Annotated in this window: 11 protein-coding genes and 1 tRNA gene; 1 reads left to right on the forward strand and 11 read right to left on the reverse strand. The window is 68.5% G+C overall.

Annotated features, from left to right (window positions below; genetic code table 11):
* Positions 1-428: 428 nt before the first annotated feature.
* The 7 genes from pepQ to rph form a co-directional block, all read right to left on the reverse strand.
* Positions 429-1,760, reverse strand: coding sequence for a Xaa-Pro dipeptidase (gene pepQ / locus RI032_RS12750; protein WP_322547092.1), 1,332 nt, complete (start codon positions 1,758-1,760; stop codon positions 429-431).
* A 75-nt stretch (positions 1,761-1,835) separates the two neighbouring features.
* Positions 1,836-2,210 (reverse strand): PilZ domain-containing protein, encoded by a 375-nt coding sequence (locus RI032_RS12755; RefSeq protein WP_010484030.1) that lies wholly within the window; start codon positions 2,208-2,210, stop codon positions 1,836-1,838.
* Complete coding sequence (locus tag RI032_RS12760) at positions 2,207-4,486, reverse strand: DUF1631 family protein (protein ID WP_053443468.1); 2,280 nt, start codon at positions 4,484-4,486, stop codon at positions 2,207-2,209. The genes RI032_RS12755 and RI032_RS12760 overlap by 4 nt, the downstream gene beginning before the upstream one ends.
* Positions 4,487-4,609: 123 nt before the next feature.
* Positions 4,610-5,836: a radical SAM family heme chaperone HemW gene (gene hemW / locus RI032_RS12765; protein WP_043400308.1), complete on the reverse strand. Its 1,227-nt coding sequence runs from the start codon at positions 5,834-5,836 to the stop codon at positions 4,610-4,612.
* A gap of 56 nt (positions 5,837-5,892) precedes the next feature.
* The gene (gene rdgB, locus RI032_RS12770) at positions 5,893-6,489 is read right to left on the reverse strand and encodes an RdgB/HAM1 family non-canonical purine NTP pyrophosphatase (RefSeq protein ID WP_111202675.1); all 597 of its coding nucleotides are present in this window, start codon (positions 6,487-6,489) and stop codon (positions 5,893-5,895) included.
* A complete protein-coding gene (locus RI032_RS12775; RefSeq protein ID WP_019661993.1) occupies positions 6,486-6,875 on the reverse strand; it encodes a VOC family protein in 390 nt (129 codons plus the stop codon). Before RI032_RS12775 ends, rdgB begins: the two co-directional genes overlap by 4 nt.
* Positions 6,872-7,597, reverse strand: a complete 726-nt coding sequence (rph, locus tag RI032_RS12780; RefSeq protein WP_312250482.1) for a ribonuclease PH — start codon at positions 7,595-7,597, stop codon at positions 6,872-6,874. Before rph ends, RI032_RS12775 begins: the two co-directional genes overlap by 4 nt.
* 124 nt (positions 7,598-7,721) lie before the next feature.
* On the opposite strand from rph, the gene RI032_RS12785 reads away from it, so the two are divergent.
* Complete coding sequence (locus RI032_RS12785; RefSeq protein ID WP_019661992.1) at positions 7,722-8,582, forward strand: YicC/YloC family endoribonuclease; 861 nt, start codon at positions 7,722-7,724, stop codon at positions 8,580-8,582.
* Between the two features lie 57 nt (positions 8,583-8,639).
* Here the strand turns inward: RI032_RS12785 and selD are convergent, their stop codons facing one another.
* From selD to selA, 4 genes are all read right to left on the reverse strand, one after another.
* The gene (gene selD / locus RI032_RS12790; RefSeq protein WP_322547093.1) at positions 8,640-9,719 is read right to left on the reverse strand and encodes a selenide, water dikinase SelD; all 1,080 of its coding nucleotides are present in this window, start codon (positions 9,717-9,719) and stop codon (positions 8,640-8,642) included.
* 26 nt (positions 9,720-9,745) lie between these two features.
* Positions 9,746-9,841, reverse strand: a tRNA-Sec gene (locus RI032_RS12795).
* Positions 9,842-9,865: 24 nt separating this feature from the next.
* A complete protein-coding gene (gene selB, locus RI032_RS12800; protein ID WP_322547094.1) occupies positions 9,866-11,797 on the reverse strand; it encodes a selenocysteine-specific translation elongation factor in 1,932 nt (643 codons plus the stop codon).
* Positions 11,794-13,218 carry an L-seryl-tRNA(Sec) selenium transferase gene (gene selA / locus RI032_RS12805; RefSeq protein ID WP_322547095.1) on the reverse strand — a complete coding sequence of 475 codons (1,425 nt, stop codon included), beginning with the start codon at positions 13,216-13,218 and terminating at the stop codon, positions 11,794-11,796. Before selA ends, selB begins: the two co-directional genes overlap by 4 nt.

Raw genomic sequence — 13,218 nt, forward strand, 5'->3', positions numbered from 1 at the left:
GGCTTGGTCGCCGCATCCATGCGGCTCACACCCCGCAAACCCACAGTACCCCGCCTTCGACAGGTTCACGGGGCTGTTGGTGGGTGCCGACCGTTGGTCGGCACATCTATCAGACATCGAATGAATCATCCACGCATGGCGTGGATCTACTGGCAATTGCGGTTGTTGGAACGAACGACGATTGGTAGGTGTCGACCCTGGTCGACACAGAGCGAGCGCAGCGAGCGACCCGCTTCTGCTTTTCTTTTTTCTTTTCCGTGGTTGGACGCGGCAGGAAACTGTCAAAGGCTGGGCGGGGTGGGTTTGCAGGACCGTTGGCGCCATGGATGGCGCCATCGAGCCCCCATGGATGGGTTTACGGCGTGTCCTGCAAACCCACCCCGCCCGGCCAAGCGCGGCTTTTGATTCAACGGGCAACCACGAGGGGCTCAGCCGTTGGCCGCCGCAAACTCCGGCCGCGTCAGGTTGTCCGCCTCGCCATCAGTGCACAGCACTTCGTCTTCGATGCGGATGCCGCCATACGGGCGGAAGAAGTCCACGCGCTCCCAGTTGATCGCGTCGCCATGGCCGGCGTCCTTCACTTCGTTCAACAGCATGTCGATGAAGTACAGGCCCGGTTCGATGGTCACCACCATGCCCGGTTCCAGCACGCGGGTCAGGCGCAGGTAAGGGTGGCCGGCCGGGCGCTCGATGCGGCCGCCTTCGTCGCTGGCCGCGAAACCCGCCACGTCGTGCACCTGCAGGCCGATCAGGTGGCCGATGCCGTGCGGGAAGAACGCGGCGCTGACGCCGGTCTCCAGCGCGGTCTGCGGCGATACCTTGATCACGCCGAAGTCCTTCAGCACGCCCATCAGCGAAAGATGCGCGTCCACGTGCAGCTGCTTGTAGTCGAAGCCCGGGCGCACCGCCGCGCACATCTGCTGCTGGGCGGCGTCGACGGCGGCGATCATCGCAGCAAACTCGTCGTGGCCCTGCGCGGCGTAGGTGCGGGTGATGTCGCTGGCGTAGCCGTAGGCGCTGGCACCGGCATCGATCAGGAAGCTGCGCAGCGGCTGCGGCGCCTTGCGGCCCAGCTCGGTGTAGTGCAGCACCGCAGCGTGCTCGTTCAGGGCCACGATGTTGCCGTACGGCAGCTCGTTGGCGTCCTGGCCGACGGCCTGGCAATAGGCCATGTGGATGCTGAACTCGTCGGCGCCGTTGCGGAACGCGGCTTCGGCGGCACGGTGGCCACGCACGCCCAGCACCTGCGCCTGACGCATCAGCGCGATCTCATACGGCGTCTTGCTGCCGCGGTGCCATTCCAGGTAATTCACCACCGGCGCCGGGTTGTTCGGCGCGTAGTTGCCCAGCGCGCTCTGCGGTTCGCCGAGGATCGCGCAGCGCGCCGGGTCGGCCGGCAGCAGGGCCAGCGCCTCTTCGGGCTTGCGGATGATGTGGATGTCGAAGTGCTCCACCCACCAGCCGCTGGGCGCGTCCGGCACCACGTGCCAGTAGTCGAAGGGCTGGTGGAAGATCACGGCCGGGCGCTTGCCCGGGGTGAACACGATCCAGCTGTTGGGCACGCGGGTCAGCGGCAGCCAGGCCTTGAACTGCGGATTGACCGCATACGGGTAGTCGCGGTCGTCGAACACCTGGTAGTGCAGGGTGCCGCTGGGCACCACCAGGTGATCGAAGCCACCGCGGGCCAGCGCCTGTTCGGCACGTCGGCACAGCACGGCCAGGTGGTCGGAATACAGGGCGCCGGGGTCTTGCTGGATCATTGCGGTGGCTCGACACGGAAAACGGCCCTAGATTCTGCCGCATACCGCGAAAAACCGCTGTGCCGGAACCGGCACTCAGGCCGTCGAAACCGGTCCCTCGTCGCTGTCCTCGCCCACCCACTGCCGCAGCAGCTGCCGATGCTCGCGTGACAGGGTGAGGAAGCGGAAGCCGGTCCAGCTTTGCCCGGGTACGTGCGCGGGCTCGCTCCATAGCAGATGCACGCCCACGTCGATGGCCTGCTGGCGGCCATCACCCAGTGGCAACGGGAAGCGCAGCTGGTACAGCGCATCCTCGCGCAGCGGCACGCTGGCCAGCATCAGCATGCCGGTTTCGGAGACATTGCCGAGGCGCCCGACCACGCACTCGCGCATCTGGTCGGTGACCGGCACCAGGTCCGAGACCTGGCGGCGCGGCGCGCGGCGGGTGTCCTGCGGCGGTACGGCTTTCATGCGGGGGTCTCCTGTGCGCGGCCCGTGGCCAGTGCACGCAGCGCACCGAGGCTGGCTTCCCAGGCGCGGTCGACCAGCCGGCCCTTGTCTTCGGTGACCAGCTGCGCGCGCCCGGCACTGATCTGCCGCGCCAGCGTATCCAGGTCGGTATCGGTGATCTTCTGCCCGCGCGCATTGACGAACAACGCATGGCCGGTCAGCAGGCTGTACCAGGACAGGCGCTGGCGGCGCAGCGTGCCATCGCCCGTGTCGATGTCGAACCAGCTGCCGAACGGCAGCGTGGACAGCTGCTGGTAGGCCGCTTCTTCAGTACTGCTGCGCGGTGTGGCAGGTGCGGTGCCACTGTTCGTGCCGGCGTGCTCGCCCAGGCGCGCACGTGCCTTCAGGCGTGCGCTGAGCTCGGTACGCGAGGTGCTTTCATCCTCGCCGCCGGGCGTGGCCAGCCTGCGCGCGACAGCGGCGGCTTCCTCGGCGTGGTAGCCGACCTGCAGCAGTGCGGCTTCCACCTCCGCTGCCAGCGCGGTATCGGTGCCGCCAGGGGCGTCGATGGCCTGTGCGGTGATGGCAGCGATGCGCTCGGTCTGTTGCAGGCGCTCCTGCCACTGTGGCGAATCGTCGCCATGGCGCAGGCGGGTGAGGGTCAGTGCATCGGCCCAGGCCTGGCGCAGCAGGGTCTGCACGAAGCGCGGCGGCGACTGCGTGTCGCAGCACTGGTCGATCTGCGCGGTGGCCTGGCGACGGGCCAGTTCCAATCGTTCCTTGCCGCGCGCGGCTTCCACATGGCGGCGCTCGGCCAGTTCGGCACGATGGGCCGCCGCGCGCTGGTGCTGCTGCACGTCTTCGTTGGCGGCGGCAAAGGCCTCCGGCGCACGTGCATCCTGCCCCAGCAGGCCCTGCACGCTTTGCGCCATGCGCTGCAGCAGCTGTGGGTCCACGTCGTCATCGCCCAGCCAGTTGGCGCCGACTTCGGCGATCTGGTTGAGCAGCTCACGCGCGGGGTGTTCGTCGCGCACGAAGAAGCCCGGGTCGGCCATGGCCGCGCGTGCCAGGGGCACCTGCAGGCGCGCCAGCAGGGCGGCCGGCACCGGATCGGGACGCTGCTGCTGTTGCACCTGCTGCATCAGCATGCGCAGCAGGTCGAGGTTGTCACGGTCGTGACTGCCCAGCTGGGCCTGCGCACCATGCTCGCTGCGCAGCTGCGCGACCACGGCAGCCTGCAGGTCGGCCACTCCGGTTGCGGCACTGGACTGGGCCTGCAGGCGCGCGAGGACTGCGTCGACTGCCGCGCTGGGCACTGCGCCGCTGTCCGCAGGGGCAGGGCTGGCATGCCGTGCCTGCTGCAGCAGTTCATGCAATGCACCGCCGGTGGACGTGGTTACGCCCGGCGTGGCGGGGCCGGCTGCGCCGCCCCCGTGGAAGGCGTCCTGTACCAGGCTGGACCAGGAGCCGGCCGGTGCCGAACCGTTCCAGCCGGTCAGCGGGGCTGCGGCGCGCTTGGCCGGCTGCGTGGTGCGGCCGCCACCCACCGACTGGGTGATGATCCGCCGCGTGCTCGACGAGCGTGCCAGGTAGGGGGTGTAGACCAGCCCCGGCAGTACGCCGGACTGGGCCAGCAGGGCATTGGCACGGTCAAGGATATCGCCCAGCCGTTCCAGCACCTGCCGTTCGAAACTGCGATACAGCGCCAGCTGTACCTCGACGCTCAGCGCGTCCTGTTCGGCAATCCGGCGCACCATCGCGCACAGTGCCTGCGGTGCCAGTGGCAGGGTGTCGGCCTCGAAGGCCGGCGCCGCCGCCAGTACGCCCAGGCGTTGGCCCAGCAGGTTCAGTGTGTTGGTTGAACGCAGCGTCTCGCGCCGCACCATCTCGGTCAGCAGCAGGTCGCGATCCACTTCATGCTCATCGACCAGCGACAGCCCGAGCATGCCCGGCAGCGCTGGAGGCGTAGCACTGGTGCTGACACCGCTGGCCGGTTCGCGCAGCCGTGCGAGGGCATCGGCCACGGCGTCGAGCATACGGTCGGCGAAGTGGCCGGAGAACGCATGCAGCTGCCCACGCTGGGCCATCAGCTCGGCCTGCTGCTGCGGATTGCGTGCGCGGTCGGCGTCGTGAAGCAGATTCTGCTCCAGCGCCTCCACCGTCAGGATCAGGGGCGCGGCCAGCGTCTGCCGGCACAGGCCGATCAGCGCGCCCAACAGCTCACGTACCCGCGGTGGCAGGTCGCTGGCGGCCAGTCGGTTCTTGTCGGCAGGAGTGATGGAAAAGACGGCTGACATCGGCAGGCGGTACCCGGATTCCCGCGGATCGATCTGGTGAATCTACCGTGTCGGCTGCTGTCGGCGCTACTTTAGGGTGGATGTGCCTTCCGTTCGCCAGGCATGGCCCTCTGTCACGCGAGATCAATCTTCCAGGAACAGGCTCACCACATCGTTGGTGAAGCGGCGGCCCAGCTCGGTCGGCTGCACATGGCCATCCGTCACGTCCAGCCAGCCGCGCTGCACGGCCTCGGCCAGGGGGGCATCCAGTACGCTGCGCGGCAGGCCGGTGCGCGACTCGAAATCGCGCAGGCCGAAACCTTCGTGCAGGCGCAGCAGATTCAGCATGTACTCGAACGGCAGGCGCTCGGGCGCGATCACGTCGTCACCACCGAACGAGGCCGGGGTACCCGCGCTGTCCAGGTAGGCCTGCGGATGCTTCAGCTTCCAGCGGCGCAGCACGTGTTCTTCGGCGCCTGAACTGATCTTGCCGTGCGCACCGGCACCGATGCCCAGGTAATCGCCGAAGCGCCAGTAGTTCAGGTTGTGTGCGCTCTGCCGGCCGGGGCGCGCATAGGCGCTGACTTCGTACTGGCCGAAACCGGCCTGCGCCAGCAGTGCCTGGCAGTGTTCCTGCATGTCCCAGGCGTTGTCCTCATCGGGAATGCCCTGCGGCGGCCGCGCGAAGAACACCGTGTTCGGTTCCAGGGTCAGCTGGTAGTGCGAGATGTGCGCCGGCTGCAGCGCGAACGCGCGTTCCAGATCGGCCTCGGCGCCGGCCAGGGTCTGTTCCGGCAGCGCGTACATCAGGTCGATGTTGAAGTTGTCGTAGCCCGCGTCCTGCGCCATTTTCACCGCGCGCTCGGCTTCGCCACTGTCGTGGATACGGCCCAGGCGCTTGAGCATCGCGTCGTCAAAACTCTGGATGCCGAAGCTGAGGCGGTTCACGCCGGCCGCGCGATAGCGGTCGAAGCGACCGTGCTCGGCGGTGCCCGGGTTGGTCTCCAGGGTGATCTCGGCATTGGGCGCGAAACGCAGGCGCGCGCTGGCCTGCTGAAGGAAGCGGTCGATCGCTTCCGGCGGGAACAGGCTGGGCGTACCACCACCGAAGAACACGCTGTGCACCACCCGGCCCCAGACCAGTGGCAGGTCCTGGTCCAGATCACGCAGCAGCGCGTCGATGTAGGCATCGAACGGCAGTTCGCCCTTGGCCTGGTGCGAATTGAAATCGCAGTACGGGCACTTGCGCACGCACCACGGCAGGTGCACGTACAGCGACAGCGGTGGCGGCACCAGCCGCGGCGGGCTGTCGTGGTCAGCGGAGCAGGCTTCGCCGGGCAGGTGGTTGCAGTGGTCGTGGGCGTGCGGCATGGGCTTCTTCGGTAGTGCCGGCCGCTGGCCGGCTTCCCTGGTTCGATCGGGTGGCGTCAGTACAGCGTCGCCAGCTGTTGCTTGAGCTGCTGCAGGGCGAGGGCGCGGTGGCTGATGGCGTTCTTCAGCGCCGGCTCCATTTCCGCGGCGGTCAGGCCGTGGGTGGTGTCCAGGAACACCGGGTTGTAGCCGAAACCATTCGTGCCGCGCAGCTCGCGGATGATCTGGCCCTCCCAGCGGCCTTCGCAGATCAGCGGCTGCGGGTCGGTGGCGTGGCGCAGCAGCACGATCACCGCATAGAAGCGGGCGCTGCGCTGGCCGTCGGGAACATCGGCCATCGCGTCCAGCAGCTTGGCGTTGTTGGCCGCGGCGTTGGTCGGGTGACCGGCATAGCGCGCGCTGTACAGGCCCGGCGCACCGCCGAGGGCATCGACGATCAGGCCCGAATCATCGGCCAGCGCCGGCAGGCCGGTTGCTTCGCAGGCGGCGCGCGCCTTCAGCAGCGCGTTCTCGACGAAGGTCAGGCCGGTCTCTTCCACGTCACCCAGGCCCAGCTCAGCGGCCGAGGTGATCTGCAGCGGCAGGTCGGCGAGGATCTCCTGCATCTCCACCAGCTTGCCGGCGTTGTGGCTGGCCAGTACCAGTTTCTTCATTGACGGGGCTCCAGCAGGTCCCAGGTGTTGCCATACAGATCGCGGAACACCGCGACCGTTGCATAGGGTTCTTCGCGCGGCGCTTCCAGGAACTCGACGCCGGCGGCCAGCATCGCCGCGTGGTCGCGGTGGAAGTCATCGGTGTTGAGGAAGAAGGCGACCCGGCCACCGGTCTGGTTGCCGATGCGGCTGCGCTGCTCCTCATTGCTGGCACGGGCCAGCAGCAGCGCGGCGGCACTGCCATCGGTCGGGCCGACCACCACCCAGCGCTTGTGGCCCTGGTCGATGTCCTCCAACAGTGCGAAGCCGAGCTTGCCGGTGTACCAGGCGATGGCTTCGTCGTAATCGGCCACCACCAGGGTGGTCAGGGCAAGGCGCCGGTTCATGCCGACAGCGCTGCCTGCTGCGCGGCCAGCAGCTCGCGCACGCCCTTTTCGGCCAGGCCCAGCAGCGCGTCCAGCTCGTCGCGACGGAAGGCATGGCCTTCGGCGGTGCCCTGCAGCTCGATGAAGCCGCCACCGTCGTTCATCACCACGTTCATGTCGGTGTCGCAGTCGCTGTCTTCGGCGTAGTCCAGGTCCAGCACCGGGGTGCCGCGGTAGACGCCCACCGACACGGCGGCCACTGCGCCCAGGATCGGGTTGCGCTTGATGTCGCCGCGCTTCATCAGCACGTTCACCGCATCGACCAGGGCCACGTAGGCGCCGGTGATGGCGGCGGTGCGGGTGCCACCGTCGGCCTGCAGCACGTCGCAGTCGAGGGTGATGGTGCGCTCGCCCAGCGCGTTGCGGTCCACGCACGCGCGCAGGCTGCGGCCGATCAGGCGCTGGATCTCCAGCGTGCGGCCGCCCTGCTTGCCGCGGGCCGCTTCACGGTCACTACGGGTGTGGGTGGCGCGCGGCAGCATGCCGTACTCGGCGGTGACCCAGCCTTCGCCCTTGCCGCGCAGGAAGCCCGGCACGCGGCTCTCGACGCTGGCGGTGCACAGCACGCGGGTTTCACCGAAGCACACCAGGACCGAACCTTCGGCGTGGCGGGTGAAGCCGCGTTGGATGACGACCGGGCGGAGCTGGTCGGGCTGGCGGCCGCTGGGGCGGGAATCGGACATGGTGCGGGTTCCGTAATGGCGAGGGAGTACGCCGCCACGCCCGCGGCCTTCACGGGGCGGGCAAGGGGGCTCTGGTGAGGGCGCTAGGGTACCATTCCCCCTTTGCACGCACCGGACACAATCCATGATTCGAAGCATGACCGCCTATGCCGGCGGCGAGCGGGTCACCCCGTGGGGCACGCTGGGCTGCGAGCTGCGCTCGGTCAACCACCGCTTCCTGGAGGTCGGCACCCGCCTGCCCGAGGAACTGCGGGCGCTCGAACCGCAGCTGCGCGAGCGCATCGCCGCACGCCTGAGCCGTGGCAAGCTGGATCTGGTGATGCGCCTGCGCGCGCCGGAAGCGGCGGCCAACCTGCAGGTGGACGAGGCCCTGCTGGGCCAGCTGGGCCGCCTGGCCCACCGCCTGACCTCCGATTTCCCCAACCTGCAGGTCAGCTTCACCGACCTGCTGCAGCTGCCGGGCGTGACCCGTGGCGAGGCCACCGATGCCGCCGCCCTGCAGGTCGAGGCACTGGCCCTGCTGGACCAGGTGCTGGACGGCTTCGTCGAGGCCCGCGAGCGTGAAGGCGGCAAGTTGTCCGCGGCCATCAGCGAGCGCGTGGACGGCATCGAACGCATCGCCACCGAAGTCCGCACGCTGATTCCGGCCATTCGCGACGGCCAGCGTGCCAAGCTGGCCGCACGCCTGGCCGACCTGCCGCACCCGGTCGATCCCGGCCGCGCTGAGCAGGAACTGGTGCTGTGGCTGCAGAAGCTGGACGTGGATGAAGAGCTGGACCGTCTTGGCAGCCACATCGTCGAGATCCGCCGCGTGCTCAAGCAGCGTGAGCCGGTCGGCCGCCGCCTGGACTTCCTGCTGCAGGAGTTCAACCGCGAAGCCAATACGCTGGGCTCGAAGTCGGTGGACAGCCGCACGTCCAATGCGGCGGTGGAACTGAAGGTGCTGATCGACCAGATCCGCGAACAGGTGCAGAACATCGAGTGATGCTGCACCCGGCGAAACGACAAGGGCGCCTTCGGGCGCCCTTGTCGTTTCCGCGCATCAGCGCACGCTGACGCCCGGTGTTCCAGCGCTCAAGCGGCCGATCACGGCTGCCTGGACGAACCCTGCGTCGTGGAAACAGGCCAGCACCGCGTCCACCGCTTCCGGGGCGCAAGACACCAGCAGGCCACCGCTGGTCTGCGGGTCGGTCAGCAGCGGCTGCCAATGTGCTGGCAACCCCTCGGCGAAGCGCACCTCGGTGCCATAGGAAGTCCAGTTGCGGTGGGAGGCGCCGGTCACGCAGCCACGCTGCAGCAGCTCCAGCGCCTGTGGCAGCAGCGGCACCTGTGCACTGTCCACCTCGGCGGCCACGCCACTGGCACGGCACACTTCCAGCAGGTGGCCGAGCAGGCCGAAGCCGGTGACGTCGGTCATGGCATGCACGCCGTCCAGCGCGGCCAGCGGCACGCCCACGGTGTTAAGTCGGGTGGTCGACGCGATCATCTGCCGGTAGCCGTCGGCATCCAGCGCTTCTTTTTTCAGAGCTGACGAATACACGCCCACGCCCAACGGCTTGCCCAGCACCAGTACATCGCCGGCGTGGGCATCGGCATTGCGCTTGAGGCGTTGCGGATCGAGCACGCCGATCGCGGCAAGGCCATAGATGGGTTCCACCGAATCGATGCTGTGGCCACCGGCCACCACGATGCCGGCATCGGCGCAGGCACGTTCGCCGCCCTGCAGGATGCCGCGGATGGTGTCCTGCGGCAGGCTGTTGATCGGCATGCCGACGATGGCTAGTGCGAACAGCGGGCGCGCGCCCATCGCATACAGGTCCGACAGCGCGTTGGTGGCGGCGATGCGGCCGAAGTCGAACGGGTCGTCGACAATCGGCATGAAGAAATCGGTGGTGGCGACGATCGCCTGGCGGTCATCAAGGCGGTATACCGCGGCGTCGTCGCTGGTCTCGCGACCAACCAGCAGCTCAGCCGGTGCCGGAAGCGCCGGCACGCCGCGCAGCAGTTCGGACAGCACGCCCGGCGCGATCTTGCAGCCGCAGCCGCCGCCATGCGCGAGAGAGGTCAGTCGTTGTGGGGCATCGGCCGTTGAAGGGGCGGGGGACTGCGCGTGCGTGGCCATGCCGACATCTCCTGCGGAAACACGAATGGCGGAAGGCAGCAGGAGTCGAACCTACCAGGGAACGATCGACGCCCCCTACTGGGTTTGAAGCCCAGCCGCATGCCCGGATGCGCATGCCTTCCGAAAGTACGGCGGTAGCGGTGGGCTCAGTCGCGGGCTGCGTTCCACTGCAGGTCGCCACGCGGCCGATGCTGGTCACCGACGCGTCGAGTGTAGCCAACGCGATTGAAGAACTCCAAGATCTGGATGCTGCGCTTGCGGCCCAGGCCGATGGCATCGCGGAAAGCGGCCGCATCCACCGCGCCGCTGGCCTGCGACAGCTGCGCGACGATCGCGGCCAGCTCGGCAATGCGGGCCGGTGCATAGAACAGGTCCGGTACCACCTGGAACAGTTCGCCACGTGTGGTGGCGCGGCGCAGGACGGCGCGGACCTCGTCTTCGGCCAGGCCGATGTCGGCGGCCAGGGTGCGCACCCACGGCGGATCGAAGCCACCGGCGTGCAGTTGCGGCAGCACGCGTTCCAGCAGCAGACGCTCGCGTTCCGGTGGCGCATGGTCATGGCCGGGCAGGCGCCACCAGGCGCCCACGCGCTGCACGCTGCCGTCGTCCAGCAGGTCCTGGAGAAGCGCGTTCCACAGGCTCGTTGCCAGTGCAGGCAGGGTGCTGCGTTGCAGGCGCCCGCTGTCGACACCGGGTTCGTCAGGGCGTCGTTCATGCCAGCCACGCAGTGAGGCGATTACCTGTTCGCGTAGCACCTGCCAGTGCGCAGCGAGGACGACCACCGTGTCGTCGCGGGTGGCGATGCGCTGTGCGCCTGCAGGAAGATCGATCCGGTCGGCGGCGCGCCGGCAGTAGCGCTGCAGTGCGGCCAATGGAATTCCGGTGGCCGCCTGCTGAAGCAGCGGGCCAACATCTGCGCTGGTGGCCAGCTGTTCCAGCGCCACCAGCCACGCCAGGCGTGCAGGGCTGCGCCGCCGCCGCTGTGGCGGATCCGGATCGAGTACGACACCGCCGCCCAGCGTACGGGTTGCCGCCGAGTCGCGGGCAATGAAGCGATCGCCACACATCGCACAGACCGGCGCATCGAACACCAGTTGCACCAACTGCCCATTGCCGTGATCGTCGTCCTCCAGCAGCACCACATGGGCCTGCCGGTGCATCGTGCCCCAGTGGATATGCAGCGGCGCCCAGTCGCGCAATGGCGCGGCCAACGCGGACAGCCGCAGGCGCACATCAACGCGGGTGGTGGGCAGCAGTGCGCGCGGGTCGGCGATCCAGTCGCCACGGCGGATGTCGTCACGAGCGATGGCTGCCAGGTTCAACGCGCAGCGCTGCCCGGCCATCGCGTGGTCGCTGGCCTGGTTCTGCGCGTGGATGCTGCGTATGCGCACTTCAGTGGCGGCCGGCATCAGCTGCAGATGCTCACCCACCAAGGCGATGCCGCCATGTACCGCGCCGGTCACCAGCGTGCCGTGGCCGGCCAGCGAGAACACGCGGTCCACCGGCATGCGGAACAGTTCGCTGCGCAGTGCGGCCTGGCGCGCGCTGGCGTCGTCCGCCGCCCACGCGTGCAGCTGGGTACGCAGTGCACTGATGCCGGCATCATCGGCTGAGGTGCTGTTGCAGGCGAATACAGGGGAATCCTGTAGCGGCGTTCCGGCCAGCAGCGCAGCGATCTCGATCTCGACCCGGGCGATGCGCGCTACATCCACACGGTCGATCTTGGTCAGCGCCACCGCACCGCGGTCGACGCCCAGCAGTTGCAGGATGGCCAGATGCTCGCGGGTCTGTGGCATCACGCCGTCGTCGGCAGCGATCACCAGCAGGGCGACATCGATACCCGTGGCGCCGGCCACCATCGTGTGCACGAAGCGCTCATGGCCCGGAACGTCGACGAAGCCCAGCGTCGCGGCCGAGCCTTCGACGTCCCTGCTTTCCACCGGGACATAGGCGTAGCCCAGTTCGATCGATATGCCGCGCGTACGCTCTTCCTGCAGGCGATCGGTTTCGATGCCGGTCAGTGCGCGTACCAGGCTTGTTTTGCCATGGTCGATATGCCCGGCGGTGCCGACGATCATGCCTGCAGCGCGCTCCATTGGGCGAGGAAGGCCGCTTCGTCCCCGGGTTCCAGGCAGCGCAGGTCCAGCCACAACGCGTCATCGGCAATGCGGCCCAGCACCGGGCGCGGTAGCTGACGCAAGCGCTTGGCCAGGCGATCCAGTCCGCCACGGCGTGCGCTGGCAATGCGCAGTCCGGCGCTGGCAAGCTGCGCCTGTGGCTGCGCGCCGCTGCCGATCTGGCTGTGCATCGAAGCAGGCTCGAGGGTGTAGTCCGCCGCCAGCGAGGCACGCATCGGCTGCAGCAGGCGCTGGGCCTGCGCATCGATGTCGTCCTGCGTGCGCGACAGCGTGCGCAGGGTCGGCAGGCGCTGTGCCAGCAGCTCCGGTTCGCGGTACAGGGCCAGCACCGCTTCCAGCGCAGCCAGGCCCATCTTGTCCATGCGCAGCGCGCGCTTGAGCGGGTTGCGGTTGATCCGCGCGATCAGGTCGGCGCGGCCGGCGATGATGCCGGCCTGAGGCCCACCCAGCAGCTTGTCGCCACTGAACGAAACCAGATCGGCGCCGGCTGCCAGCGTTTCCTGCACAGTGGGCTCGTGCGGTAGGCCGAACGTGGCCAGATCGCACAGGCTGCCACTGCCCAGGTCCACCACCAGCGGCAGGCCATGTTCGTGCGCGATTGCCGCCATCGCCGCGGTGTCGACCTTGGCGGTGAAGCCGGTGATCGCGTAGTTGCTGGCGTGCACCTCCATCAGCAGTGCGGTGCGCGCGCCGATGGCGTTGGCGAAGTCAGCCGGATGGGTGCGGTTGGTGGTACCCACTTCCAGCAGCCGGGCACCGGCGCTGCGCATCACGTCGGGAATGCGGAAGGCACCACCGATCTCCACCAGTTCGCCGCGCGACACCACCACGTCGCGGCGGTTGGCCAGGCTGTTGAGCAGCAGCAGGACCGCCGCCGCATTGTTGTTGACCACGGTGGCGGCTTCAGCGCCGGTCAGTTCGCAGATCAATGCCTGCACCCGTGCATCGCGGTCGCCGCGACGACCACGGATGACGTCGAACTCCAGATCCACCGGCGCGGTCATCGCGCGGCTGACCGCGTGCACGGCGGCATCGGGCAGCAATGCGCGCCCGAGATTGGTGTGCAGTACGGTGCCGGTCAGATTGAACATCGGCTGCAGATCCAGCCGTGCATCGGCCGCCAGTGCGGACTCGATCGCCGCGACCAGCGCCGGACCGCCAACCGCTTCCTGCAGCTGCGCGGCCGAAAGCTGGCCGGCGCTGATACGGTCGCGCAGCACCTGCAGGTGCGAACGCAGCAGCCGGGTGATACGACTATGGCCGTGGCCCTCGATCAGTGCTGCCAGGGCAGGCAGGCGCAGCAACCGGTCCAGCGAGGGCAGGGCGGATACCGATGCCGGGGTGGAGGGCGTGGCTGTCAT

The sequence above is a fragment of the Stenotrophomonas geniculata genome, assembly GCF_034508895.1.
In the GTDB taxonomy this organism is placed as follows: Bacteria; Pseudomonadota; Gammaproteobacteria; order Xanthomonadales; family Xanthomonadaceae; genus Stenotrophomonas; species Stenotrophomonas geniculata.

Bases quoted from the DNA above. Each gene is read 5' to 3' on its own strand.
- pepQ (WP_322547092.1), bottom strand. From the start codon at position 1,760: ATGATCCAGCAAGACCCCGGCGCCCTGTATTCCGACCACCTGGCCGTG.
- RI032_RS12755 (WP_010484030.1), bottom strand. From the start codon at position 2,210: ATGAAAGCCGTACCGCCGCAGGACACCCGCCGCGCGCCGCGCCGCCAG.
- RI032_RS12760 (WP_053443468.1), bottom strand. From the start codon at position 4,486: ATGTCAGCCGTCTTTTCCATCACTCCTGCCGACAAGAACCGACTGGCC.
- hemW (WP_043400308.1), bottom strand. From the start codon at position 5,836: ATGCCGCACGCCCACGACCACTGCAACCACCTGCCCGGCGAAGCCTGC.
- rdgB (WP_111202675.1), bottom strand. From the start codon at position 6,489: ATGAAGAAACTGGTACTGGCCAGCCACAACGCCGGCAAGCTGGTGGAG.
- RI032_RS12775 (WP_019661993.1), bottom strand. From the start codon at position 6,875: ATGAACCGGCGCCTTGCCCTGACCACCCTGGTGGTGGCCGATTACGAC.
- rph (WP_312250482.1), bottom strand. From the start codon at position 7,597: ATGTCCGATTCCCGCCCCAGCGGCCGCCAGCCCGACCAGCTCCGCCCG.
- RI032_RS12785 (WP_019661992.1), top strand. From the start codon at position 7,722: ATGATTCGAAGCATGACCGCCTATGCCGGCGGCGAGCGGGTCACCCCG.
- selD (WP_322547093.1), bottom strand. From the start codon at position 9,719: ATGGCCACGCACGCGCAGTCCCCCGCCCCTTCAACGGCCGATGCCCCA.
- selB (WP_322547094.1), bottom strand. From the start codon at position 11,797: ATGATCGTCGGCACCGCCGGGCATATCGACCATGGCAAAACAAGCCTG.
- selA (WP_322547095.1), bottom strand. From the start codon at position 13,218: ATGACAGCCACGCCCTCCACCCCGGCATCGGTATCCGCCCTGCCCTCG.